This window comes from Blastopirellula retiformator (assembly GCF_007859755.1).
GTDB lineage: Bacteria > Planctomycetota > Planctomycetia > Pirellulales > Pirellulaceae > Blastopirellula > Blastopirellula retiformator.
Genome location: NZ_SJPF01000002.1, coordinates 676,290 through 701,739, shown reverse-complemented (window position 1 = coordinate 701,739; position 25,450 = coordinate 676,290). Strand labels below are relative to the sequence as shown.

Here is a 25,450-nt window from a genome sequence, read left to right as displayed (position 1 = left end):
ACGTTTTCAAAGATGAACGCGCATGCGATCTAGGAGTTGTTGGCGGACCGGCGACGACGGCGAAGCAGCGCTAGGCTGACGCCGGCGATTCCCAACAAAGCCAAGCTGCTCGGCTCGGGCACGGCGTTCACTTCGGCCGCGACCGGGTTGGTCGCAAAGTTGCTGAAGTTGAACGTCGGCGAAAAGGCGTAGCTGTCCCAATCGTTGTTGGCGAGTTCGCGACCTGACATCCCGCTCACGGCCCCGGTCCAAGAACCGCCATCGTACGGATTCGTCGGATCGCCGAGGCCATCCAGTCCAGCGACGCCATAGATCCAAAAGCCGGTGAACCAGCCTTCGTGATAGAGATCGCCGGAATCGAGCGCCATGCCGCCATCGGCAGGAGCCGCAACCCCTGCGATGCCGTTGGCGTCAAAGACGCTTCCATCGTCCAGGCCAAACATGCCGTCGTCGTTGTAGTCATAGCCGATGCCATACAACGAGACGCCGTACGGACCGACCACAGCATCGATCTTCGCGTACAAACGCTCGTCCGCGGCGACGATCGCGCGGAACATGTCTTCGCCGGTGGCGGTTCCGTCCCAGCGATAGCCCCAAGTGAGCGCTGGCGGGGTGTCGCTACCTTCGCCCCAGTCGATCACCATCGCCGCCTGGTTGGATCCCGATCCGACCCAATAGTCGATGTCGTCGAAATCAGTAACGGCGTCCGCAAAGCACGTCGCCGGCAGCAGCGCCAGTAGAAGGGCCGTGAAAAGTCGCATCCGTCTCTCTCCGCAAATGATTTGAATACAGGTGTAGTTGTGAATGTTATTGAATTTGATCCGAGGGAACTTCGCCGCCCGACTTGGTGAGAATGCCGTTCAGCGCTTCCTGATCGACCGTCTCGGCCAGAAATTGAACATGTCCGTCGCAAAAGACGAGATGGGCGCCGCCTGGATGGGGACTGCCGATGTCGTTGCCCAGGCCCGAGACCGCGTTGATCGGCGTTGATCCTTCTTGGGCGAACAGATTGTTCCCGTTGGCCCATTCGTTTTCGGTCACGCGGCGGCGAATGGTCTCGGCGACTAGCGCGGTGTGCGATAGTCCATCGGCGACATCGCGGTGTTTCATCGCTTCTTCGTACAGCATCACCCCCAGGTACTGAGGCGCCAGGTTGTGTTTGCTGTTGGGATCGGTCGCTTCTCGACCTGACCCTTCGACCCCATAGACGCCGCAGTAGTCGGTAAACGCCATGTCTTTCCACAGGCCTGTCGTGTTGAGCTCGGTCGGATCAGGCGTGCTAGGGCAAAGGAAGACCGTCAGCAGATTGGCGCCGGCTTCCCTGTTGGGCGACTGGTAGGAAGGGACCGACAGATCGAACTGCTGGTACAGGGCGTCTTGCTCCAGGTAGGGAAGGATCTGGATGTTCCACGACAGAAATCGTTGCGGCACGAACGGCTGGCCTGCCGCCGGCGCTTGGAACCGACAGCCAATGCAGCCGACCGGAAATTTCTTGAGAGCCGATTCATGGAGATGAATCGCCAGGCCGACTTGCCGCAGATGATTCTTGCAGGTCGTTTTTCGCGCCGCCTCGCGAGCGGCTTGGACCGCCGACAGCAGCAATGCGATTAGCACGCCGATAATGGCGATCACCACCAGCAGTTCGACCAGCGTGAAGCCATCGCGACGAGAGCGGTTGGTCAGGTTCGGATCGTTTCGCCGCTCGCGAGACAAACGAAGAATACGCCGCTTATCCTCGTCGTCGGCAAGCGGCCAACGAGCGATTTCCTGGATCGTTCGTCCACATCCGACGCAATCGTTCTCCGGCGTGCGCAATCGGCATACGCCAGTGCACGGAGAGAGGGGCGAACTCTCGACTACATGCAGATCGCAATCGGAATGACTTGCAGCCATGAGTGAATACCACAGACACTCGTGGAGCGAACAGGGAAGGGGACCCAATCCTGCAGGAATCAATGAATACGAGCGCGCGAAGGAGCGACTCCCGCGGCTTGATCGCAAACATCTCAACGACCGCCCCAATCCAAGAGGGCGCCAAATCGTCTGTTCCTCGGTAGGTCTTCTGACTTACCCCTGTTCCGCGCTCACTACCTTCTCATCCGCAAACCCTTTACCGGGCGACGCGAACAATGGTCTATCAACGTATGGAGCGACGGGTGCGATCACTCAAGATCGCGGGGGCACACAGCGGCCGGACCGTCCCGGAATTTCACCGGAGTTCCCTGTTCACCATTTTCACTAGCGAGTGAAAAGGCCACCGAGGACCGACAGAGTTTAACCAACCAGCAGATCGCGTCAACCAGACGCATGCCAGCGGATGCCTAGAGAGCGGCCGCGGCGATAGACGAGCACTCAATCTACTGGGCGGACCGAAACATCCGTCGGCCAACCAAGGCCGTTGAAACAGCCTCTTCGAAATAACACGGCCTCCATCGTGAAATGGAGGCCGTCAATTTTCACTTGGGCGCCGAGCCATGGCTCAACGCGCCCTTAATGTCCAGCAATTGCCAGCGTCCTAGGCGGCCAGCGCCGTCTGACGCTTGCGGAAGAACAGGGCCAAGCCAACCAGGCTACCCATGCCCAACATCGCCCAGGTACCGGGTTCCGGCACGACAGCGGCGAACTGCACATTGTCGACGGTGACCATGTCGCCGCCCGACAGGTTCGCACTGCGAAGACCGACATAGCCGATTTCGCTGAGGCTGCCGCCCACGCTGGTGCTGGCGTAAGCGTCGGCCGTACCGGCCAAAGTGACCAGGTCGGCCAACGGGCTGGTGTTGATGCCGCCGAAGACCCACATCTCCATCTGGTCGAACAGCGTGCCGCCGGTCTTGGAGAGCTTGCTGAGGATCGTGACCGTACCCCCTTCGGTGTCGAGATCGTAGTTGGCGAAGGTTCCACCGGTGCCTGATAGGCGAAGCATCAGGTCATTTGTTCCCGAGCCCCCTTCGTTTCCCTTCAGGCCGATGGTCGGATCGGTAAAGCCAGGGTTGAAGGTTCCGGTGTTGTTCATCCACAGGGTGACGAAGTCATTGTCGCCCATCGTTCCCAAGTAGGACGCATCCAACGTGAAGCTCATGTAGAAGTCGCTGTCCATCGTGGAACCGAGTTTCGCAACGGCCAACGAGTTGCCATTGCTTCCGGTCATCGTAACGCCGGAGGTCAGGTCGGCGCCCGAAACGATCGACAACGGGACTGGCATCGTGTCGGCATGAGCGGTCGCACTCATTGCCACGGCGATAACCGCCATCGATACCCAAGCAAAAAACGGTCGCTGCAGTTCCATTACTATGGCCTTTTTAAGCTGGATGATTTACGAGGACTGTTCACCCGCGATAGGGTGGAAGCCCAACGACTAACAGTGGACCGCTTTTCGACTGAAAAGTCAACCTGATCCGTTCCTGATTTCGCTAATTCTCTAACCGGTACTGTCAGGTTGATGGGTTTTCTTAATGTTTTCCCTTACGAATGCCGGAGGCGACGATTTTTCGATCGCTCGATATTGTCTCGAATCGTCAAGGGCGGCCCCGGAAAACGCCAATAATAGTCCTTTGATTTCCCTACCCATAGAAACAACAAGGGCTGTTGATGCGATCGAAGCGGCGAGGACAGAGGCAAGCAGGAACCGCTCAGAGAAAAAAAATGCCAGCGAGCCAGATCGATGCGTCGCATCCTTCGGCTGGATTCGCTGGTGGGCCAGCCTCATGGTTTCGCGGGCCGTCGATGCAAGATGCTCCGCGCTGCCATCGCGTCAACCGCTAGAGCGGTTTTCCTCCATCTGTATCGTTGTGGCTGGTTGCGGCCGCGCTGGTCGGCGTTGACCTGCATCGACGAATCTTGAGGATTCGCCTGCTTCGGTCGCCTTGACCAGCTTGCCTCACCGGCGCCAGAAACGCTACTGCTATCAGAAAAACGCTCTAACGCGACGGTTTTCGGGCGTCCGCCTGCATCTTTTTCCAGTTTTCACGATCTCGCGCCTCCGACCGTTGTAGCATCTGTTTCATTTGTTCTGGGGTCGCTGCTTTCTGCTGTTGAGGAGAGAGGGATGCGCCCAGTCGCCAAAAGCCAAGCAGACCGAGTCCCAACAGCAACAAGATCACCACCGATTTCAGCGATAGGTGCGTACGATTAGAACTCAACGACTTCCCCCCCAGATCTCGTCGCCAACGACTTCAACAGCAAACCGGCTTGGTTGGGATTTACCGCCCCACGTGATCCGGCGCCCGTTCCGACTGGATATTGGAAGCCCGAAGTCGCATCACGATTGATTTCCTCGGTGATGAAACGGACCGAACCATCGGCCAAGGCAAACATCGCTCCGCCCGGATGATCCGAGCGAAACGAGGCGAGGTAGCTAGCCCATATCGGCAAATCATCGCCGCCGTAGTGATTGTTAAGACGATTGGTCGCCAGCGTCGCATAGGTCGCGTAGGTGTCGGGCCATGTCGCGTAGCCAACGCCGGTCGTGATTGGCTCCTTCGTGTCGGCGTCGATTACCTGGCCCCACCGTTCGCCCAGCGCTAACGTATTTGAAAGTCCGTCGGTGATATCGGCGAAGCGAATGGTCCGACCCCCGCCGCGCATCGAGCAACCGCTGGCTGGATCAACGATGCCGTCAAACTGCAGGTGGTCCGCCGGAAAATAGACGCAGTAGTAGGACGACGCGTCGGCGCCGTCGCAGTTCCAGCTCCAAGCGTAGTTATTGCTCCCGCAGTTGATTCCATAGGAACAATAGGTGGCCGCGGCCCCTTGGGGCGGCGTGTCGGAAGCGCAGAGGTAGGCGGCGATCGACTGAGTCCGAATGTCCGGATTCTCGTCGTAGCCGGGCTGCTCTAAGAATGGCAACAGTAGCGCCAAAGGCGATCGCGCGGCAGTACATCCAGGCGTTCCGCTGGACGGGCCGAACTTGTACATATGCGGCAGCATGCCATACGTATCGTGAAAATTATGGAGTGCCAGTCCCATTTGCTTCAAATTGTTTCGGCATTGAACCTGGCGCGCCGCTTCGCGGGCCTGCTGTACGGCCGGCAATAGCAGGCCCAGCAAAATGCCGATGATCGCAATGACGACCAACAATTCCACCAGCGTGAAGCCGGTGCGAATTCGTCGGGTAGGAGAGGTCATACCGGTGATCCTGAAGCGGGAGTGGGCAAAAATCGAATCTGGCGGCGATCCGACGGCGGCGAACTTGCCGCTATCAGCCGCCCGGAATTCGCCGAATCAGAAAGTTCGGCGTTCCTGCCTGGCTTGGTTTCCATGCTTGATCTCGCCCAGCCGCCGCTGGGCGAGAAATCAGCTATCCAAATACGTTATCCAACGAGCGCGACGATACTAGCAGTCCGTTGATTTTCTCGACGGACTGCGTGATCGCACGGATGCGATCCCAAAATAGCGACGTAAGTCGTTATTTTGCGAGCCGCGAAGAGCTATGCTCTGAGCCTGGCGAGGTTGAAAAATGCCACGATGGCATTTTTCAACAGGCAGCTAGGCCGCAAGTTCGGCGTTTGCATTGCGGCGACGACGCAGGCACCAAATGGCTGCCGGAATCCCGCCCAACAGAAGAGCGAGACTTCCTGGTTCTGGCGTTGCAACCGGTTGATCCGACTGATCCAAGCGAAGCGTGAAGAGCGTTGCGTGCTGAACGCCGGTAAAGTCGATGGCGAAATCAGAAATCGTGCCAATGATCGAACTGAGGTCCCACGTCAGTAGATAGGTGTTGATATACACCGTCTCTTCGCCTGAGGGCATGGTGACAGTTCCGTTGTCGTATTGCTCCAGCAATAGCGATGTCGTCGCGGCCAAATCCTGTGATCCGCCGTTGTAGCTCAACGTCGGAAGGATGTCGTCAAAGAAGTCGTAAGTCCAGGCTTCGCCGATCTGAACCTGAAAGCTAACGGTCTGCAGATTGGCGACAGGAGTCGCATCGGCGACTTGCAAGGTTCCCCCATCGTTGTTGATCGCGGAACTGAAGCCGCCGAAATACATGCTGCTGCCTGAGGGAAAGGGACCGCCGCCAGAGCCATTGGCGGTTTTGTTGAGCGTTGCATCGCCAGAGCCGACGGCGTCGGAGCCAATCGGACTGGGCCAGGCGCCGCTGCCAGGGAAACCCGGGAATCCCGGATTGGAAGCGCCAATCAAACCCGTATTCGTCCACTCATCGTATTGCGTCGAACCAGAAAGGCCTGGATCGATCAGGGACATTGGCGCAGCGGAGACTGGCGCTGCCGCCAAAAAGCAGAGAACAGCGCTAGCGAATGGCAGCCAGCACACATTTCGAATCATCATGAAACACCTCGGTGGAAAGCGAGCGAATCGCTGGCGACGCACATCGCCTCAGCGGAATGGGCTCGGAAAAGTACGGAGTGATCCGTTGCAACACAGAGGCTGGCTGGCCCAATCGGCAGAACGATTGGCGAGCTGGCAAAGAGAGCTACGTTCCCTCGAAACGTTGAACGACGTTTGAAGGAGAGTTTGGCGACGAGGGAAGATTCTTCGCGAATCGATGATCGTCGACGGAGCGTGGGACACCGTGAATCGGGTTGAGACGCTGTCTCATTAGGATTCAATTGTAGGGGGCGTTACGCCGACTTGCAAGGGATCCCCTGCAAAAATCATGGCTGTTGCGGATCAGGCAGATAGAGCCGCTACTCAGCTTCCTGCAGACGGTTGAATGCGGGGATCTCGAGAGGATGCAATTGCGCTGGCGACAGTCCTCGCTGGATCGCTTCCGCAAACGTTTGCTTCGCCTTTTCCCCTTGCTCCAGTTCCAACTGGGCCCAAGCCAGGTGGAACAAGTTAGCGGCGGAAGGGCGGTAGGCGATCGATCGGCTCGCCTCGGCGGCTGCGTCTTGGTACTGCTCCAGAGCAATCAGCGCCATCGCCCGGGTATCGAGGAAATTGACGTTCGGCCCCGAGAGTTCGATTGCCTTGTCGATATGCTGCAGCGCTTCTTTACCATGCTCGCCTTGCATGGCGAGCAGCGCCGCCAAGTTGTTCAGCGCAACGACGTTCTTCCCGTCTGCGGCCAACACCTGGCGATAAATGTCAATCGCCGACGCAGTTTGACCCAGGCGTCCTTTCAGGTCAGCTTGCAGAATCGCTAATTCGATCGAAGTTGTCTCGGCGGCGTTGGCCTGCTGCGTCGCTGCATCTAACTGGCGCAATTGCGCATCGGTGGCCAGGCCTGACGAGGTGATGGTGCTGCCAATTACCGCCAGCTGGCCGGCGGGCGTGTTGTCGGGCGCAGTTTGCAACCAGCGGATAGCGGCGCCGACATCGCCGCGGCGGGCCTCTTGCAGGCCCCACATGAGATCGCTCTCTGCGTTTTCTCCGAGCGTATCTCGCCAAATTTGTCGCGAGAGGTCGGCTAAGCGATCCGTTAACTCGGCGTCTGCATTTTGAAGCCGCATTTTCGCGATGTACTCGTCGAGGAGCGACCCGGCGCCGATATTCCACCGCCGCTCCACCTCTTTGTTGGGAAGTTGTGGAGGCGGGTTGGACGCAAATTCGACCAGGCGTGACGTCAGGTCGGTCGGCGCCTTTCGCTTGGCCAGCAAAGAGGCCTCCAAACGGACCGTCGCCAGATGGCCCGGCGCCAAATGGATCAGTCGGTTCAGCCAAAGTTCCGCTTCGCTCGTTTGATCCTGCAGAATCAGCTCTTGGACGAAACGGCGAATAAACTCGGGGTTTTCCGGCGCGTCAGCAATCAAGGCCCGCATGAGTTCGGCGCCTTCTTCCAACTGGGCGTCGGCGAAATAAAGGTTCGCCAGCAGATATCGCTCTTCCGGCGGCAAGGGACTTTGTAGCGCGGCCGAGGTCAAGGTGGAGATCGCCTCGGTCCGCGACTGAGGATCCTGTGCCGCGGCGAGCACGTGTGCCATGGCGAACTTGTCCGCCGGATCAGCGCTGTTGCGTAGGTTCTCCTGCAACAAGGCCTTCGCTTCTTCCACGCCATCCCGCGTTCCGCTCGCGGCGGCCAGCGATGCGAGGTTTCGTCGTCCCCAAAGCTGTAGTTCGAGCGGGGGCGAATCAAGGCTCACCAATTTCTGAAGCTGGGTCTTCGCCTGGTCGCGATCGCCAACTTGGAGCTGAAATTGAATCGCGGCCTGGAGCGTTTCGGCGCTGTTGGGGTGATCCTGCAGGAGTTTTGCGAACTCTTGTTTGGCCGCCTCGGGGCCTTCCAGCGTGAAATAAGCCTGGGCAATGGCGATCGACTCTGCCAGCGAGGCTTCGGCGGAATCCCGATCCGCGACCGCCTTAAGAAACGCTTCCTTGCGACCGGCAGCTTGCAACAGTTTAATTTTTGCGACCCGCGCTTCCGGCTCTTGCGGAGCCAGTTCGATCGCCCGATCGACGGCGGCAAGCGCTTCGTCGACTTGGCCGTTGCGGGCAAGAGCTTGACCGAGCCAGAGATGCTCTCGGAAGCCGTCGGTCGTTTTCGCCAAGACGCGAGCACGCTGAATCGCGTCAGCAAGATCGCCGCGAAGCAAGCTGTTTTCGGCGATGATTCGGTTCATCGCCTCGGTCAGGGGGACTCCTTCTTGCTGCAGTTTGCCGACAACGTTTTCAAACTCCCCACTTCGTGGCGACTGCGACAGTGTGGCCAACAGGCGTTCGATGACGTTGGGTTCACGCTCTCCGGCCTCGAAGGCCTCCAGATAGTAGTTGGCGGCGGCCGACGACTTTCCTTTGCTTTCGGCAATTCGAGCCAGCAGCAGCGGAATTTGACGCAGGGTCGACAGCTGTTCGCGGGCTTGCAAGAGCAGCGTCTCCGCCTCGTCCAACCGTTCCGGCTGTTTCTCCAAGCTCGACATCATCGACAGGCGGAGCGCCTCGCCATACTTCCAATAGGGGCCGTCCCCATCGATCTTCTTGACGTCTTGCAGCGCCGATTCCATGGCGCTGAGATCCTTTTGTCGAAAGGCGAGATCGAACAGCGACAGTCGAATCGACAGGTTGGTTGGCGCCAGTTGACCGGCCGCTTCCAGCAGACGCCGCGCTTCGTCGGTTCCGCCAACCTGCCGCAGCATTTCGCTGACGCCGACCAACAGCGCGAGCTTTTCCTGCGGTTTGTATTCATCTGGCGCCACGGCCAGTTCGAGCAACTCTTCACGTCCTTCCAACTGGTCACGTCGGGCGATCGCTCGCGCGTGCATTAATCGCAATGGCAAGGGGGTTCCGATCGCCTGACGGGCGGCGATCAGCAAGCGATCGACCTCTTCCCATTGCTCGGTTTGCATCGCCAACAGCAGCGAACTAAGCCACAGCTCTTGGTGCTGTGGGAAATCGACTTGAGCTTGCTGCAAGACCTGCTCCGCCGCATTCAGATCGTTGCGTCGCAAACAGGCTTGCGCTTTCAAAATGCGCAGAATCGGGGCGTCCGCTTCCTTGATTTGCTGGTCCAATTTGCGATGTAGGGCCTCCCATTGTTCGTCACCAGCGCTCCGCTGCGCCAGGTCGTCGATCTGTTGGCGGATCTGGGCGGTCGCCTGGTCTTGTTCAGAGCCTGGCGCCGAGGCGATCCGCCGCATGTGATCGGCCGCTTCGTCCGAACGCCCCAGCTTGGCAAGGGCGACGGCCAGTTCTCGGCGCGGCTGTAGCCAGTTCGGGTCGATGGAGATCACCTTCTTGAGGGCGGTGACTTCCAGTTCAGCGCGGCGCAACTGGCGGTAGCCGTTGGCCTGCAGATGGTAGCCCTGTTTGGCGATCTCGGGCGATTCGATCAGCCCCGGCAGGCACTGGTCGAGGATGTTCACCGCGTCGCGCCATTGTCGCTTCGCGATCGCAACCCGCGCATCCAAGAAGCGGGTGCGAGCCGGTTCGTAATCGGCGTCATGCAGCGACTGAATCACTTTTTCGGCTTCTGCAATCGCTTCGTGGTCGAGCAGCGAGTTGCCCAGCGCCCAAACCAGGGCCGGGTTGCCTGCGTCGCACTGGATCGCTTTTTTCAGCCACTTCGAGGCCTCGGCGGGGTTTTCGGCGGCGGCCTCGATCTGAGCCAACAGCAGATACGAACCGGCCGAGAGCGGGGCGACTTTGATCGCCTGATCGGCCAATTTTCGGGCCGCTTTAAAATCACGTCTTGCCAGCGCCACCGAGGCGGCCAGGCGAATGGCGTCGACGTTGTTGGGATCTCGTTGGGTCGCCTGTTGGGCGTCGGCGCTCGCCTGGGTCAGCACCGCGTCGGCGCCAACGGCTCCCTCCGCCGCGGTCTTCGTCACCGCCGCCTGCGTCGCCTCGGATTCACGATACTGCAACCGCCAAGAGCCGCGCAGCACCAGGGCGTCCGCGTTTTCGGGATTGTCGGCGACGACCCGATCGATGGTCGATTCGCTGCCGGCTGGATCGTCGAGCCGCAAACGCTGCAGGGCAGCGAGTTGTTGATAGGCGACGACGTTGGCCCCGTCGATCTGAATCGCATCTTCGCAGGCCGCCGCGGCGGATCGCCATTCCCCATTGGCGCTGTAACAGGCCGAGAGCAGCAAATGCGTTTCCGAATCGTCGGCGGAAGCGGCGATGATCTGTTCGAGTTGTTCCTTCGCATCCGAAAACCGCCCCAGGGCGAGTGACGCTTCGGCCAGATGTTGGCGGGCGGAAATCCGATCGGGGTCGCGACGCAGCGTTTGCTCCAAGACCCCAAAAGCTTCGTTCCAGCGACCTGATTGGGCGAGCAACTCTCCCAGTTTCTGCATCGCCTCGGTGTCGTCCGGCGCAACCTCGAGATACCGGGAGAGGTGATCGATCGCCTCGGCTGAATTGCCAGCGTCCTGAGCATCTTTGGCATGCTGCAGATAAGCGTCGGATTGACGCGCGACCTGGTACGCGTTTAAACCATAAACGGCCAGCGATGCGACTGCGAGTCCCGCCAGCAAGATCAAGAGAAGTCGATAGTTAATAGAACGCATGTAGGGTAACGGCTCGATAATAGAGGGCGACGCGTCGGTGACGGTAGAAGCTGTTTCCCCTCCAATTGGAGATGGACGAATTACCTCCCGGATTGGAGGTGTGGGCAGTTTAGGGGGTTGCGGGGCGGATATCTAGTGCGAGATCGATTGATCCGAAAACTTCGTAGCGCCGCGATATCCTCTCGATTCTCGCAGACGCATTGTAGTCACAGTTTTCCAAGACAAGGAAAGCGAGGCGAGAAAGCCGGATCCGGATTCATGTTTTTCAAGAGACGAAGTCGAACCTGCTGCGTTGGGCGCCGGCAATTTCTCGCTCGAGATGCGCCGTGAGAAATGCGACCAGGCGGATTTCGGTTTGCGGGTGGAGCGTTTCATCCGCTGCACGACGCGGTAGCTCGGCGGGCGGTTTGCATGGATCTTCCGAAAAGAGCAGAGCGGCGAAACGAATCGGGGCAGCGAGCGATTCCCCACATCGGATGTTCTTGATTCATGCTGTAGTCGGGGGCGACTACAAACATAAGAGGTGGTGCAAGTAACGACGGCATTTAATTTCGCGCAATACTCTTCCCTAGCACATTGACTTTATCCGTTTAGTGCTTATCCTCAAAGCCTAAAGCCGTGTCTCAGTAGCCCCAGGCGCATTAGCCAGCCTCTATCATCAAGCTATCGTGACACCCGCCCTAGCGCTCGTTGGATCTGTTGTTTGGGCAACTATGGTGGGGAAGAATTTGAACTTCCAATCACGTCAACTAGCGAAGGGAGATTCGTCAATCGCACTAGGATGGTGATGCGGATGATAATCCGCCGTGGCGAATCGGAACAGGGATATTTCACTTCGCAAATTGCTCGTTGACGCGTTTGACCCTTAGCGTCGGTCACTTGGTTTTGCAAGCTAACTGCAGGAGCACTTGTTGTGCAGGGCAGGTAGGTTGATTATCGCCGATATTCGAACCTGCTGAGTTTCCCTGCGAATTGTCGGTTGTTCCCCCACCAACGGACTTTGTCAGGGTCGCTCGTTTCGCTTTGAAACGTGCGGCGCCGGGATATAGATGAATAGACTGTTAAAACCGCTCGCAAGAGTCGAGCGTTTTCGAGATTCCGATCACGATGTGCGACCGCCGGGCGGCGTGCAAGCGAGGTTGGAAGGTCCGGCGTTTCTATCGGTAATTATCGGTATCGCAGTCGTTCTGCTTTGGTCTTATGCAGGATCTTTTTACAGCTTGGGCCAACGCTGGCTGAGCGAGCCCGATTATTCGCACGGTTTCGTCGTCCCCCTCTTTTCGATTTTCTTGCTGTGGCGTCGTAAAGAATTGCTGACGCTGACGCCTACCGTTTCGCCGAGCGCCGTGCTGACCGGATGCCTGTTGGTGGTGCTCGCTGGGCTGATGCGATGGGTCGGCATCTATCAACAGTTTGACTTGCTTGGTCCCGCTTCGCTGTTGCCGGCGCTGATGGGCGTCTGCCTGGTGATCGGCGGGTGGTCTTGGGGCAAATGGTGTTGGCCGGCGGTTTTCTTTCTGCTGTTCATGATTCCGCTGCCAGGTTTCATTTCTGGCCAGCTCAGTCATCCGTTGCAGCGCATCGGCACGATACTCAGCACGTTCTCTTTGCAGACGCTAGGCATCCCCGCCATTGCCCGCGGCAACGTCATTTACTTGACCGAAGCGCGGATCGGCGTGGTCGAAGCTTGCAGCGGTTTGCGAATGCTTAACGTCTTCTTCGCGATAACGATCGGGGCTTCCCTTATTCTGAAGCGTCCGCTGTGGGAAAGAGCGGTGCTCGTGTTGAGCGCTCCTTTGATCGGAGTCGTCACCAACGTGATGCGCATCACGATCACCGGCATTGCCCATGAATTTTTCAGTCGCGAGTTGGCCGACCACTTGTTTCATGATCTGGCCGGCCTGCTGATGATGCCAATCGCCATCGGCCTGTTGATCGTCGAAGCTTGGCTGCTCAAGCGACTCTGGCTTGAGGAAGAGGTGGATGCCAAGGTCGATTTAGGGTTTGGCGATCGTAAACGACTACACGCGAGCGAAGCGACCTGACGCGGAATGCATTTAATCAACTTTCGATACTAATACGTTGTCGAAAATCATGGCGATAGAACCCAATTCAGATCGAGCGGGCGATTCGGACGAACCAGTTCGTCGAACGGATCGCGCCTATACGGATCGCGCCTATGACGTCTCGCCGGAACCGGTCGCTGCGTATATGCGACGCCAGACGATGCCGATGGGAGAAGAGCCCGAGGATCGCACGTATGCCGCGGTGATGCACTCTTTGCGGCGACGCTGGCCGCTGGCGACCGGGATCGGCATGATCCTGGCGGTGTTGGCCAGCAGTTACGTTTGGAACATGCAGCGCAACGTCTATCGGACCTCGGCGCTGGTGCATATCGCCTCCGATCATACGCCGCTGGTCTTCAATACGGTCGATCGCGCCGGTCGCAATCCGTATGAAGTGTTCAAGAGCACGCAGCAGCAGATGATCACCACCCGGTTTGTGCTCAACAACGCGCTCTCGCAACCGGAGATCGCCGAAATGCCGGTGGTTCGCAGTCAGGTCGACCCGGTGAAGTGGCTCGGCGGTCAGTTGCAGATCTCGTTTCCCGGAGAAGCCGAAATCATGCAGGTTTCGATTCAAGGGGGAGATCCGGCGGTCTTGGCCAAACTGGTCAACAGCGTCGTCGACTCTTACTTAGACGAAGTCGTTATGGCCGATCGCAACCGGCGGCTCGATCGTCTCGCCGACCTTGAGAAGCAACAGGGCGCCCAGGAAGACTTGATCCGCAAGTCGGGGGAGTCAATTTCGAAATTGGTCGAAGCGCTCGGCACCAGCGATGAGGATCAACTGACGATCGCCCAGCAAGGCGTCATCGCGGACCTCAACATGACCCGCAATCAGTTGACCAAGGTGCGACTGGCGCGGATCGCCGCCAGCGCCGAACTCGGATTGCTGCAATCGCGTTTGCAGGCCGAGGCGGAAACGCCGCTCATCGAAGAGGCGGCCGAAGCGGTTGCGTTTGATCCGGCCGACGTGAAAGAGGACGGAGACGAAGCGACCGACGGCGACGTCGAGCTGGCGGAAATTACGGAGCAGGCGGATGGCGTTGCGACGAAGCTGCGCGACTATCCCGACACCTACGTGATTCAAGCGATGGCGACCGATCCCGAAGCGTCGCCGTTGCTCAATAAAATCGATCGCCTGGATGCGAAGGCGGCCATGGTCGAAACGCGGTTCGACGAAGAGACCGCCAAGGCCGAGTTGCCGGAAATTCGCGCTGAGTTGGCCGAACTGCAAGAAAAGCTGGAAGCGCGCAAGGCGGAACTTCGCGAAGAGCTGCGGGCCATGCGCAGTGGCGAAATGCCTCAATCGACCGAAGAGCGGATGGAGTTGCTGACGCTGCAGATCGTGCTGGCCGATGAGCAAGAGAAAGAACTGCAGAAGTCGCTTGATAAGCTGGATGGCGAGGTTCGCAACTTCGGACGCAAGTCGATCGTGCTGGAAATGGAGCGGTCCAAACTATCGGCTCACAAGCGGATCAGTGAGCGTCTGACCGAAGAAATCTTGCAACTGCAAGTCGAAATCAACGCCGATCCGCGGATCCGCTCGCTGAGCGCCGCGGTCGAGCCGAAGAGCTTTGAGCACCAGTCGAAAATGCCCAAGGCGATGGCGGCCGGCGCCTTCTTTTTCCTGTTGCCGGTCTGCGGGCTGGTGTGGCTCGACGTTCGCAAGCAGCGAATCGGTTGCATCAAAGATTTGAGCCAAAGAACGGGCGTCTCGATTCTGGGGGCCGTGCCGCCGACGCCGCGGATTGGCGCCCTGCGTCGTCAATCCGAGATCATTTGGCGGGAAAAACTGAACGACTCGATTAGTTCGATCGCGGCGACGCTGATTCGCAAACAGCATCGAGAAGGTCTGAAGACGGTGGTGGTAACCAGCGCCGTAGAGGGCGAAGGGAAGACGACGCTCGCAAGTCATCTTTCGATGTCGCTTGCCGCCGGCGGCAACCGCGTGTTGTTGATCGACTTTGACCTGCGGCGACCCTCGTTGGACGAGCTGTTCGAGGTCGACGCGACGCCCGGCATTTGCGAAACGCTGCGAGGCGAAGTCGCCTGGACCGACGCAGTCAAACCTACCGAGGCGGCTGGCGTCTTTCTGCTGCCGGCCGGACATTGGCGAGGGCATGTTCTGGAAGAGCTCGCTTCGCATCGCATCCAAAAACTGTTTGATGAATTTCGCAGCCAGTACGACTTTGTGCTGGTCGACACCAGCCCGGTAGTGCCGGTCGTCGACGCCCGCTTGGTCGCGCAGCATGCCGATGGCGCGTTGTTGTCGCTGATGCGAGACGTCAGTCGCTTGCCGCTACTGGAATCGGCCTGCGAAATCCTGGAGTCGTACAACGTTCCGGTGTTGGGCGCCGTGCTGACGGGCATCGAAACCGAGACCTACCGCGCCAAGACGCGTCGAGTTGATGCGGCACGGAGCGAAAAACCTAGTCAGCCGCGAGCAGGGAAGTAAGAGGCGACCCCACTTATGAAAATCTTGCAATATCGAATACCTGGTCTGCTGATCCTGTTGGTAGCGGTCCAACTAGTGTCGGTCTTAATGTACCGGCAGTATTCGCAAGTGAGCGTCCGACCTCTGACGCAATCGTTGGAAGGATTGCCCGACGTTTTGGACGGTTGGTCGGGAGAATCGGCCGAGAGCGATCCGAATCTGTTGCGGGCGATCGACGCCGACGATTTGATCAATCGCCGGTATCAGAAGGATATCGAGTGGCCGATCGCGCTGCACTGCGCGACGTTTTACTCGCTCGACCACTGGATGCCGCATACGCCGCTAGAGTGTTATCCCGGCGCCGGTTGGCGCTTAAAGCGAGATGCAGTCGTCCGTGACGAAACGAATCCCGAGCAAGCGATGCATTGGGTCGAGTTCGGCAACGAAACGGGTTCGGTGCAAGTCTTGTATTGGTATCAGCGCGGCGAAGACGTTTACTTCACCCGGGAAGGCGCCCGGGACTCGCGTCAAAATATTTGGGGACTAGAGACTTGTCCTCCGTTGGTGAAAGTCATTCTACAGACGGATGGTCGAGCCGGCGAAAAGGGGAAAGAGAATTTGCTGAAGCTGTCCGGAACTATCCGGCAATGGATTAAAGATCATGGATCGTCTCCCGCAATGTCGTCTGGCGACGCGCTGACGGTCCGCCGCTCTCTCATGCCGGGTGGGCATTCCCGCTCAAACCCACCCACCGACGCCCCTGTTGTTGTCGCAAGAGAAGCTGGTCTTGGTGCGTCGCATTTTGCGATGGTCCCATACCACGAATGGATTTGTAATTAGGGAGAATGAGCCATGAGCATCGCCATCTCGATCGTGACCATATCGCTGTTGGTCGCAATGTTGGCGACGCCGCTGGTCGCAAAGTTGGCATTTCGTTTTGATTTGCTAGATCGACCGGACGGCCACCGCAAACTGCATAGTAAGGTGACGCCGCTTGGCGGGGGGATTGCCGTGCTGCTTGGCTACGGCGCCGCCTTGGGATTGATTTTTTACTACTGCGTCGCCGATGGAGTCGCAGGGTTCGACGTCAAATCGTTCATCGGCTTGATCGTCGCCACCATGGCGATCGCGGTGATCGGCGTCGTCGACGACAAATGGGGAATTCGCGGACGCCAGAAATTGGCGGGACAAATCATGGCGTCGCTGGTGGCCGTCGCATTCGGCTTGAACATTCAATCGGTCCAGCTGTTTGGGATTCCGGTCGAACTGGGGATTCTCGCGATTCCATTTACGGTCGGATGGCTGGTCGTCACGACGAACGCGTTGAATTTGATCGACGGCGTCGACGGACTCGCAACGACGTTAGGCATCGTTTACTGTCTCGCCTTCGCCGCGATGGCCTGGCTGACAGGCAACGTATTTGACGCCTGCTGCGGTCTGGCGCTGGCGGGAAGCCTGGCCGGTTTTGGCGTTTTCAATCTGCCGCCTGCTCGCATCTTCTTGGGAGACGCTGGCAGCATGCTGATCGGTTTCACACTCGGCATCTTGTCGATTCGTAGCAGTCTGAAGGGGCCGACCAGCTTTGCGATGGTTGCTCCTTGCCTGGTGTTGGCGATTCCGGCGTTCGACGTTTGCATGGCGGTCTTGCGCCGCAAACTGACTGGCCGCAGCATCTATGCGACTGATCGCGGACACCTGCACCACGTCCTGCAGCGGCTTAACTTTGGACCGCGCAAAACGGTGCTGTTTGTCGGCGGCTTGGCGGCAATTTGCTCGCTAGCTGCGGTCGTCAGCGTCTTGATGCATAACGAGTGGCTGGCGGCGGCCGTCATGTTGGGCATCCTGGCGGGACTCGTTTTGTCCCGCACCTTTGGTTTCCATGAGTGCAAGTTGCTGCTGACGCGTTTTGGTCGTGCGGGCGGATCGTTGCTGGCGTTCGGTTCGTCGAAGCCGCCGGTGGCCACGCCGATCGTCACGCAGATGAATGGCCGACTCGAGTGGGAACGACTGTGGTACGCCCTGGTTGAGTTCTCGCAGGTTTGCGGCATTCAGACGATCCAGTTTAACGTCAGCTCTCCTTCAATAGGCGAAGAGTACCACGCCAGTTGGGAGAGTCCCCACAAGCTGGCGGCCGATCAGCGTCAATGGCGAACCGAAATCCCATTGTTCGCAGACGATATCAACGTCGGCCAGTTGGTCCTGACCGGACAAGCCTTAGATGGAGCGACATTCCAATGGTTGAGCGAACTGCTGGAAGGGCTGCGGCCGTTTGAGATGCAGATGCGCGACCTGCTAGAGATGGATCGATTCGATGGACCGGAGACGGAGACGTCCGCTTCGCCCCCGCTGGTGCGGTCCAACAGCCAATCGACGACTCCTGTCTAGGACAACCGGTGACCGCTTTGTCGTTTCAATCGAATAGCGCCCTTCCGACCGTTGGGAGTCCCGCGCCCACACAGGAGATCGCCGAGGAAGGAACTGTCCATTCTGCGCGACGACCCACCGTCGTTCACTTGGGCAAGTATTATCATCCTTCGCGAGGCGGCATCGAAACGCATGTCCGCGATCTGGCCCGAGGATTGGTTCGCAACGGTTACGCGACGAAAGTGGTGTGCATCAATGATCAGTCGGCTGATCCGCGGCGTCGCTTCGGCGTAATTACGAGAACGCCTGACGCCCGGACCGAGGATGAAGGGGTATCGATATTTCGCGCCGGACGAATTGCGAACGTCATGCGGCTCGACGTTTGTCCGCGGTTGACGTGGGCTCTCCGTCAAGAGATCGAAGGTTGCGATCTGATTCATCTGCATCTTCCTAATCCAACCATGATGATCGCCTTGGCCAGGCTTCGTCCTCAGGTACCGGTCGTCGTGACGTGGCATAGCGACATCGTCCGGCAGCGAATTGCGGCGAAAATTTTGTATCCGCTAGAGTCGTGGACCTTAAGAAACTGCCGTCAAATTCTGGTTTCCAACCCGCGGTATGCGGAAGGTTCGGAGTCGCTTCGACCCTATGCCGACAAATTGAAGGTGGTCCCCTTTGGCATGCCGCTCGAGCGGTACCTTTCCCCTTCGCCCGAAGTCCTGTCGCGTGCCGATCAGTTGCGGGCACAATGGCCGGGCCCCATATGGCTGTCGGTCGGACGACTCGTCTATTACAAGGGGATGCATGTCGCGATCGAGGCGCTGCGCGATGTACCTGGGACGCTGGTGATCGTTGGCTCGGGGTCGAAAGAAGCGGAACTACGTGCGTTGGCCGAGAAACAGGGCGTGCAGGATCGGATCGTCTGGATGGGCAACGCCGATGACCAGACGCTGCAGGCCCTTTACCAAATCGCGACGGCGCTATGGTTCCCCAGCATTGCCCGGAGCGAAGCGTTTGGGCTGGCGCAAGTCGAAGCGATGGCGTCGGGATGCCCGGTCATCAATTGCGAGATCCAGCACTCCGGCGTTCCCTGGGTTAGCGCCCATGGCGAGTCGGGGCTGACCGTGCCGGTCGAATCGGCTGAGCAATTCGCCGCGGCCGCGAATCAGATTCATAGTTCCGAGACGCTACGTGCCGAGTTGTCGAGCGGCGCCCGACGCCGCGCCGAGGAACTCTTCAATCTGCAGGCGATGGTCGATCGCACTGGTCGTGAGTACGAGACGCTGCTTAGGAAACGATCGTGAGTCCGCACATGTCCAGCGTTTCCCGCAACCCTTCGCCCCGAGTCCTTTACGTCAATGCGTCCGCAGGACTAGGGGGCGCCGAGCGCGTCCTGCTCGGGCTGCTCAAAGCCTGCGGATCGGCGTTCCCGGATGCGGAAATCACGCTGATCCTATTCGAAGATGGTCCCCTCAGGGAACTTGCCGAGCCGCTGGTAGGCGAGGTTATCATCGTACCTCTGCCCGAGCGTTGGGCGCAGTTGGGCGATGGGGGACGCTCAGGAAGTTCCTGGATGTCGCGAGTCTCTTTTTGGACGCGACAGTTCTCCTCGGGGACGTTCTCTCTGTGGAAGTGGGGCCGCGACTTTCGCAGGAGAGTCGCGAAGCTGCGGCCAGAGATATTACACTCCAACGGCATCAAGGCGCATCTGCTGACGTCGCTCGCGCGTCCCCGCGGGTGTTCGCTGGTTTGGCATCTGCACGACTTTGTCGGCGAGCGTCGATTGGCAAAGCGATTGTTGCAAGTCGCGGCGAAGCGGCTCACCCTGGGATTGGCGATCTCCGAAGCGGTAAAGGCCGATTTCGAGCAGTCGATCGGCAAACAACGTGTCGAGGTTCTCTTCAACACGGTCGATACTGAGAGGTTTGTTCCGCAAGGCGGGGACGAAGTGCGAACACGCTTGGTTGAACTCTCCGGGGCAGAGGGCCCGGCGGATGACTCCGTGGTCTTCGTCGGTTTGATCGCCACCTACGCCAATTGGAAAGGGCACTTCCTTTTTCTCGACGCGATCGCCCAATGTCAGCATCGAGCCCCGGAACAGAATGCCTGCTATTTCATCATTGGCGGGCCGATTTATCGCACCGAGAACTCGCAAGTAACACGTGAGGAGTTGCACCAACATGCGGCGGCGCTGGGGATCCAGGATAAGGTAAATTTCGTTCCGTTTCAGGATGCGATGCCGGACGTCTACGCGGGACTAGACGTGGTCGTGCATGCGAGCATTCGGCCGGAGCCGTTTGGCCTGGCGATTGTCGAAGGGATGGCTTGCGGCAAGGGAGTCATCTCGACGGCACTGGGCGGAGCGGCGGAGATCTTTGAGGACGGCGTGGAGGGTATCGCATTGTCTTCCTGCGACGTCAATGCATTGGCAGCGGCGCTGGAAAAGGTCGTTGGCGATTCGAAGCTGCGAGCCGATCTTGGGAAGAATGCCCGGGGGGCCGTCGTTGAGCGGTTCGACCAACGACAACTGCCCGTAAGACTTCTCGCGACCTATACGAGACTTCTTGTCGCGGGGGATTTATCTTCTTCCGAACTTGACTACTGCAGCGCGACTCAGGGAGAGTGAGGACGACCATGGACCACCCGCAACACGAGACGCAACCGCTGAAGGTCTTGCACGTTTACTCCGGTAATATGTACGGCGGGATCGAGACGGTTCTTAGTACGTTGGCCCAAAATCGCGTTGCCGCTCCGCAGATGAAACCAGAGTTCGGGTTGTGCTTTTCCGGACGACTGCGGGAGGAATTGGAGGAGGCTGATTGCGTCGTCCATGATCTTGGCCCGATCCGCATCAGTCGTCCCTGGACGTTGCTGCGCGCCCGACGTCGGTTGGTGCGATTGCTGCGACAAGGAGAGTACGACGTGGTGGTTATGCACGCCTGTTGGGTTCAGGCGCTTCTTGGCGCGACGGCGCGGCGACTAAGTCCGGTAGTCTATTGGGGACACGACATTAGCTATGGCGAGCATTGGCTCGAGAAATGGGCAGCTCGCTGCCGCCCGACTTACGTGATCGCCAACAGCGAAGCGACGCGCGAGTCGATCGAGAAACGCCTGTATCCAGGCACCCCAGCCAGTATCGCACGCTACCCCGTTCTGCGTTCCGATGGATTTGGCGCGGATGATCGCAAAGCGATTCGCAAAGAGTTCGACTTGGACGACGAGACGCCGGTGATCATTCAAGTGGGGCGTCTTGAGTCGTACAAGGGGTTGCATATTCACCTAGAAGCGTTGGGTCAGCTGCCGGCAGATGAGCCCTGGGAGTCGTGGGTCGTGGGAGGTCCGCAGAAGGCGGAAGATCACGAGTATCTGTCGAAGCTAAAAGCCATCGTGGAAGGTCATGGCCTGACCAATCGCGTCCGGTTCTTGGGACAGCGATCGGACGTCGCACGAATCTTGCGTGCCGCCGATCTGTTTTGCCATCCCAACGTACGGGCAGAGCCATTCGGCGTCGTTTTCATCGAAGCGCTTTTCGCCGGCCTGCCGGTGGTGGCGACCAACATCGGTGGCGCCAAGGAGATCGTGACGGACAACTGCGGCCAATTGGTCGCTCCAAACGACGTTAATGCTCTGGCAAAAGCGCTGAACGAACTGGTGCAAGATCTGGCACTCCGCAAGTCGCTTGGCGTCAACGGCCCGAATCGGGCGACGGAGTTGTGCGATGTTGGCGCGCAGATATTGAAACTTGAGAAGGTTCTTCGGTCGGCGGCGAGTTTAGAACAAGACGGCCTGCGTCGCGCGCCGGCGGCGGTGACCGGCGCTCCGTAAGCCGATCGTGGCGACGTGCGCCTTACGGAGATACTCTCCGGTAATCAAATTTGGGCAATGGAAAATAGTCTGACGATACGCAGAGAAAACTCGGATACGAAGCTCGTCGCGCCTGTTGGCCTAGCGTCGAAGGATCGGGCGCTGCGCTGGTTGCTTGGCTTTCTCGCTTTGACGATTGTCTGCCAACTGGCTCTTTTGCTTCCCGCGCTCGGAGCAGGACGCATTATTTTTCGCTCAGCCGTATTTGGGGCGAGCTTGCTGCTGATCGGACTTCCTGGGAACGGCCGATGGCATCCAGCGGCGGTAATGGTACCGGTCATTCTGGTGATCCTGGGCCTCCAACTGTTCCATCCCAATACCAACACGATTACCTCGGCCCTGGCCCAGATCGGAATCAACTTTGCTATTTTGGCGCCGTTATTGTGGGTTGCGCGACTCCCAATTCGGGAACAGACTTTCACCAAGCTAATCGGTGCATTTTGGGCCTTTCACTGCCTCAGTGCGTTTGTCGGACTTCTGCAGGTCTATTTTCCGGGAAGATTTCAGCCCCCGGTCTCGCAGGTGATTGGTGAACTGTACCACGACTCGTTGAAGATTTCGCTGAATAGCGGCGCCGACGTTTTTCGTCCGATGGGACTAACTGATATGCCAGGGGGCGCTGCGACTGCAGGCATGTATTCGACGATATTCGGACTTGTTTTTTTCTTGACCGGGAAAAGTACTTGGGTTCGTGGCGTCGCACTTGGGGGAGTTGCGATCGGCCTGTTCTGCATCTATCTGAGCCAGGTCCGATCGGTTCTGATCATGACCGGCATTTGTTGCTGCGTCTTTCTGGCATGCATCGCGTATCGCGGGGATTGGCGAAAAGCGTTATTCGCCGGCGGCATGTTCGTCGCCGTTTTGCTTTCCAGCTTTGCTTGGGCGGTCGCCGTGGGGGGCGAGGCGGTCACCGATCGGCTATCGACCTTGGTCGAGGCCGATATGGGAGAGGTCTACTACTCGAATCGAGGCCGTTTTTTAGAGACGACGGTGAATGATCTGTTGCCGCAGTATCCACTGGGCGCCGGCTTGGGGCGATGGGGGATGATGCACCGCTATTTCGGCAATTCCTACGACCCGAACTCGCCTCCTCTCTGGGCGGAAATCATGTGGACTGGCTGGCTGCTTGACGGAGGAATACCGCTGCTGCTGGCCTATCCTGCGGCGATCGCGATTGCCTGCTGGTTCGCATGGCGGACGGCGATCTTCTCGGCGTCTGGACAGTTGTCGACGCAAGCCGCCGCTATTTTGGCCTACAATGTCGGCGCAATTGCAATCACGTTTAACTATCCCTACTTCATTGGACAAGGAGGCCTCGAGTTCTGGCTGCTCAACGCAGCCCTATTCGGAGCGGTCCAACATGCAAAAAAGCGGGCCGCTTGGGAGGCGTATCTAGCGTCATGAACTCACATTTGATCGTCACCGGAGACTTTGTGCGGACTGGAGGAATGGATCGCGCCAACTATGCGTTGGCCGACTATCTTTCTCGCACCGACGACGTTGTGCATTTGATCGGACATCGCGTCGATCCTACGTTGGAAGAGCGCCCCAACGTGGAGTTTCATCGCGTACCGAAGGTTGCCGGGTCCTATTTTCTTAGCGCTCCGCTCTTGAATCGTTATGGACAAGACTGGTCGCGACGCTTGGGAGCCAGAGAGGGGTTGACGCTGGTCAACGGCGGCAACTGTCTGTTGCCGGCCGTCAACTGGGTGCATTACGTTCACGCCGCCTACACGCCCAAGCGGCGCGGTTCGTTCCCTCGCCGGCTGCTGCAACGCTGGAAGATTCGTAAGAACGAACGGACCGAGCGAAACGCGCTGGCGATGAGCAAGCTGATCATCGTTAACTCCGAGCGGACGAAGACCGATCTGATTCAGCGGCTCGACATCCCCGAGGATCGGATCCGATTGGTCTACTACTCGGTCGACCTGGACGCCTTCTATCCAGCCGACGTAGGCGAACGCGCCGCGACGCGGGAAGAATTACAATGGTCCAGCGACAGAAAGTACGTCTTGTTCGTCGGTTCGCCGAGCGATCCTCGCAAAGGGTTCGAGACGGTGCTCGAGGCCTGGAGGTCGTTGGACTCCAAGGCTCACGACGAATTGACGCTGGCGGTGTTCGGGCGATTTGAGCCAAAACTGGAGCAAGAGATCAACGCGGCGGGGCTGGGAAGCAGCATTCAGTTTTATGGTCTCCGGTCCGATCTCGGGCGCATCCTGCGGGCGAGTGACGCGCTCGTGTCGCCGACTCGCTACGAAGCGTACGGCCTTGGGGTGCACGAAGCGCTTTGCTGCGGATTGCCGGCGTTCGTGTCGTCTGACGCCGGGGTGGCTGAGCGCTATCCAGAATCGCTTAGCGAGTTTCTCTTATCCAACCCCGCCGACGCGGTGGAGTTGACGCGTAAACTGCAACAATGGCATGCCGTCCCCGAGGCGAATCGCAGCGAGTGGCTCGGTTTGGCCAATACGCTGCGGAGCTATAGCTGGGACGACGCCTCGCGGATCATTCTGGAATACTCGCAGTCGCTATGTTAAACGTTGATGGAGAAAACCGAAGTCGCCTGCGAATCGTGCTGGTGATGATTGAGCCGCCGCTTCCTTTCGGAAACGCCGCCGGCCGCTGGTTCTACGCGCTGCTGAAGGGATTGGTCGAGCGTGGTCACCACGTCACGGCGCTTGCGGCCTGCAGCAATCCGGACGACATCGAGCGTTCGCGGGAATTGTTTCCGGCGCCTAAGTACGATCTGCGGCTCTTTCGATTTCCGCACCGACGCGGCCTGGCGACGAAGATGATGACGATTCGCCGGCCCTATTCGTACATGTTCTCGGACGAGCTGATCGCCAACTTGCGGCAGCGGCTGGCCGAGGGATACGACGTCTTGCATATGGAGCACCTCTGGTGCGGATGGCTGACGCCGGAGGACGCCGCCAAAACTCTGATTAACATTCACTATCTCTTTTCGATCGACTTGGCGGAGATACCGCGACAAGGTTGGCGGCAGTGGATCGACCATCAATTGATGTTGCGTGGCGAACGAATGCTGCTGCAGGGGCCTGCAAAGTTCTTGGCTCTCTCCGATCGGATCGCCGGCGCGATTCGTGATCGTTACCCGGCGGCCAGCGTCGACGTTGTGCCGTTAGGGATGGATCTCGACAAGTACGATTACATCGCGGACGAGGAGCGAACGGCCCAGCCGGTCATCAGCGTGATCGGCTCGATGGGGTGGTATCCTTCGCGCTCAGCGGCCGAACGCTTGCTCCGCGACCTCTGGCCGCGGATCAAAGAGCGCGTTCCCAATGCCAAGGTGCAGATCGTTGGTTGGGAAGCCCGCAGCGCCTTGGCGGAGTATCTCGACATGCCCGACGTTGAAATTCATGAGAACGTGCCGGAGATTCTTCCCTATTTTCGTCACACGGCCGTGCTGCTCTACGCGCCTGGGCGGGGGAGTGGGATGAAGGTGAAGGTCTTGGAATCGTTTGCGCTGGGCGTTCCGGTGGTGACGACGTCGGAAGGGGTAGAGGGTATTCCCGTCGAAGACGGCGTCCACGCGTTTGTGACCGGCGACGATGACGAAGAAGCGATGGTCGAGCGAACGGTGCAGTTGCTGCAGAGCGTCGAACTGCAAAACCGCCACCGCCAAGCGGCCCGGCAACTGCTAGAAGAACGCTGCAGCGACTCGGCGGCGCTCGATTGTTTGGAAGCGGCGTACGCCCGCTTGATAGCTACGCCTGCGTAGCTTCCATCGCCGGTCGCAGCTACAGATTTTGCAACAAGTTAGACATCATTGCTCCCCAGGAAAGATCGCACGGCTCACTGAG

General features: G+C 58.7%; 16 protein-coding genes and 1 riboswitch. Of the genes, 10 read left to right on the top strand and 6 right to left on the bottom strand.

The features are described from left to right. Positions 1-29: 29 nt before the first annotated feature. From Enr8_RS10200 to Enr8_RS10175, 6 genes are all read right to left on the bottom strand, one after another. Positions 30-761, bottom strand: a complete 732-nt coding sequence (locus Enr8_RS10200; protein ID WP_146431073.1) for a PEP-CTERM sorting domain-containing protein — start codon at positions 759-761, stop codon at positions 30-32. 46 nt (positions 762-807) lie between these two features. After that, positions 808-1,893 (bottom strand): DUF1559 family PulG-like putative transporter, encoded by a 1,086-nt coding sequence (locus Enr8_RS10195; protein WP_146431071.1) that lies wholly within the window; start codon positions 1,891-1,893, stop codon positions 808-810. A 142-nt stretch (positions 1,894-2,035) separates the two neighbouring features. Beyond that, a riboswitch (cobalamin riboswitch) is annotated at positions 2,036-2,277 on the bottom strand. 238 nt (positions 2,278-2,515) lie between these two features. Next, complete coding sequence (locus tag Enr8_RS10190) at positions 2,516-3,250, bottom strand: PEP-CTERM sorting domain-containing protein (protein WP_186767553.1); 735 nt, start codon at positions 3,248-3,250, stop codon at positions 2,516-2,518. A gap of 878 nt (positions 3,251-4,128) precedes the next feature. Further along, on the bottom strand, positions 4,129-5,124 hold the full coding sequence (locus tag Enr8_RS10185; RefSeq protein WP_146431067.1) for a DUF1559 domain-containing protein: 996 nt from the start codon (positions 5,122-5,124) through the stop codon (positions 4,129-4,131). A gap of 360 nt (positions 5,125-5,484) precedes the next feature. Continuing rightward, positions 5,485-6,201 carry a PEP-CTERM sorting domain-containing protein gene (locus tag Enr8_RS10180; protein WP_146431065.1) on the bottom strand — a complete coding sequence of 239 codons (717 nt, stop codon included), beginning with the start codon at positions 6,199-6,201 and terminating at the stop codon, positions 5,485-5,487. A 443-nt stretch (positions 6,202-6,644) separates the two neighbouring features. Further along, positions 6,645-10,904, bottom strand: coding sequence for a tetratricopeptide repeat protein (locus tag Enr8_RS10175; RefSeq protein WP_146431063.1), 4,260 nt, complete (start codon positions 10,902-10,904; stop codon positions 6,645-6,647). Positions 10,905-11,953: 1,049 nt separating this feature from the next. Here Enr8_RS10175 and Enr8_RS10170 point away from each other — a divergent pair. From Enr8_RS10170 to Enr8_RS10125, 10 genes are all read left to right on the top strand, one after another. Then, positions 11,954-12,949: an exosortase/archaeosortase family protein gene (locus Enr8_RS10170; protein WP_146431061.1), complete on the top strand. Its 996-nt coding sequence runs from the start codon at positions 11,954-11,956 to the stop codon at positions 12,947-12,949. A gap of 49 nt (positions 12,950-12,998) precedes the next feature. Next, on the top strand, positions 12,999-15,425 hold the full coding sequence (locus Enr8_RS10165) for a polysaccharide biosynthesis tyrosine autokinase (protein WP_146431059.1): 2,427 nt from the start codon (positions 12,999-13,001) through the stop codon (positions 15,423-15,425). A gap of 15 nt (positions 15,426-15,440) precedes the next feature. Beyond that, positions 15,441-16,244 carry an exosortase-associated EpsI family protein gene (locus tag Enr8_RS10160; protein WP_146431057.1) on the top strand — a complete coding sequence of 268 codons (804 nt, stop codon included), beginning with the start codon at positions 15,441-15,443 and terminating at the stop codon, positions 16,242-16,244. Between the two features lie 12 nt (positions 16,245-16,256). Beyond that, positions 16,257-17,789 carry an MraY family glycosyltransferase gene (locus Enr8_RS10155; RefSeq protein WP_146431055.1) on the top strand — a complete coding sequence of 511 codons (1,533 nt, stop codon included), beginning with the start codon at positions 16,257-16,259 and terminating at the stop codon, positions 17,787-17,789. Between the two features lie 8 nt (positions 17,790-17,797). Continuing rightward, positions 17,798-19,072: a glycosyltransferase gene (locus tag Enr8_RS10150; RefSeq protein ID WP_146431053.1), complete on the top strand. Its 1,275-nt coding sequence runs from the start codon at positions 17,798-17,800 to the stop codon at positions 19,070-19,072. A gap of 8 nt (positions 19,073-19,080) precedes the next feature. After that, on the top strand, positions 19,081-20,394 hold the full coding sequence (locus Enr8_RS10145; RefSeq protein WP_246120055.1) for a glycosyltransferase family 4 protein: 1,314 nt from the start codon (positions 19,081-19,083) through the stop codon (positions 20,392-20,394). A gap of 8 nt (positions 20,395-20,402) precedes the next feature. After that, positions 20,403-21,593: a glycosyltransferase family 4 protein gene (locus Enr8_RS10140; RefSeq protein ID WP_146431049.1), complete on the top strand. Its 1,191-nt coding sequence runs from the start codon at positions 20,403-20,405 to the stop codon at positions 21,591-21,593. Positions 21,594-21,899: 306 nt separating this feature from the next. Further along, positions 21,900-23,036, top strand: coding sequence for an O-antigen ligase family protein (locus tag Enr8_RS10135; protein WP_146431047.1), 1,137 nt, complete (start codon positions 21,900-21,902; stop codon positions 23,034-23,036). Next, a complete protein-coding gene (locus tag Enr8_RS10130) occupies positions 23,033-24,166 on the top strand; it encodes a glycosyltransferase family 4 protein (RefSeq protein WP_146431045.1) in 1,134 nt (377 codons plus the stop codon). The genes Enr8_RS10135 and Enr8_RS10130 overlap by 4 nt, the downstream gene beginning before the upstream one ends. Continuing rightward, positions 24,160-25,368: a glycosyltransferase family 4 protein gene (locus tag Enr8_RS10125; protein ID WP_146431043.1), complete on the top strand. Its 1,209-nt coding sequence runs from the start codon at positions 24,160-24,162 to the stop codon at positions 25,366-25,368. Before Enr8_RS10130 ends, Enr8_RS10125 begins: the two co-directional genes overlap by 7 nt. Positions 25,369-25,450: the final 82 nt, after the last annotated feature.

What these genes read in the sequence shown, in the direction of transcription:
- Enr8_RS10175 (WP_146431063.1), bottom strand. Translation starts at nt 10,904, where the DNA reads ATGCGTTCTATTAACTATCGACTTCTCTTGATCTTGCTGGCGGGACTC.
- Enr8_RS10165 (WP_146431059.1), top strand. Translation starts at nt 12,999, where the DNA reads ATGGCGATAGAACCCAATTCAGATCGAGCGGGCGATTCGGACGAACCA.
- Enr8_RS10180 (WP_146431065.1), bottom strand. Translation starts at nt 6,201, where the DNA reads ATGTCCCTGATCGATCCAGGCCTTTCTGGTTCGACGCAATACGATGAG.
- Enr8_RS10125 (WP_146431043.1), top strand. Translation starts at nt 24,160, where the DNA reads ATGTTAAACGTTGATGGAGAAAACCGAAGTCGCCTGCGAATCGTGCTG.
- Enr8_RS10160 (WP_146431057.1), top strand. Translation starts at nt 15,441, where the DNA reads ATGAAAATCTTGCAATATCGAATACCTGGTCTGCTGATCCTGTTGGTA.
- Enr8_RS10185 (WP_146431067.1), bottom strand. Translation starts at nt 5,124, where the DNA reads ATGACCTCTCCTACCCGACGAATTCGCACCGGCTTCACGCTGGTGGAA.
- Enr8_RS10155 (WP_146431055.1), top strand. Translation starts at nt 16,257, where the DNA reads ATGAGCATCGCCATCTCGATCGTGACCATATCGCTGTTGGTCGCAATG.
- Enr8_RS10170 (WP_146431061.1), top strand. Translation starts at nt 11,954, where the DNA reads ATGAATAGACTGTTAAAACCGCTCGCAAGAGTCGAGCGTTTTCGAGAT.
- Enr8_RS10195 (WP_146431071.1), bottom strand. Translation starts at nt 1,893, where the DNA reads ATGGCTGCAAGTCATTCCGATTGCGATCTGCATGTAGTCGAGAGTTCG.
- Enr8_RS10200 (WP_146431073.1), bottom strand. Translation starts at nt 761, where the DNA reads ATGCGACTTTTCACGGCCCTTCTACTGGCGCTGCTGCCGGCGACGTGC.
- Enr8_RS10145 (WP_246120055.1), top strand. Translation starts at nt 19,081, where the DNA reads ATGTCCAGCGTTTCCCGCAACCCTTCGCCCCGAGTCCTTTACGTCAAT.
- Enr8_RS10135 (WP_146431047.1), top strand. Translation starts at nt 21,900, where the DNA reads ATGGTACCGGTCATTCTGGTGATCCTGGGCCTCCAACTGTTCCATCCC.
- Enr8_RS10140 (WP_146431049.1), top strand. Translation starts at nt 20,403, where the DNA reads ATGGACCACCCGCAACACGAGACGCAACCGCTGAAGGTCTTGCACGTT.
- Enr8_RS10130 (WP_146431045.1), top strand. Translation starts at nt 23,033, where the DNA reads ATGAACTCACATTTGATCGTCACCGGAGACTTTGTGCGGACTGGAGGA.
- Enr8_RS10190 (WP_186767553.1), bottom strand. Translation starts at nt 3,250, where the DNA reads ATGGCGGTTATCGCCGTGGCAATGAGTGCGACCGCTCATGCCGACACG.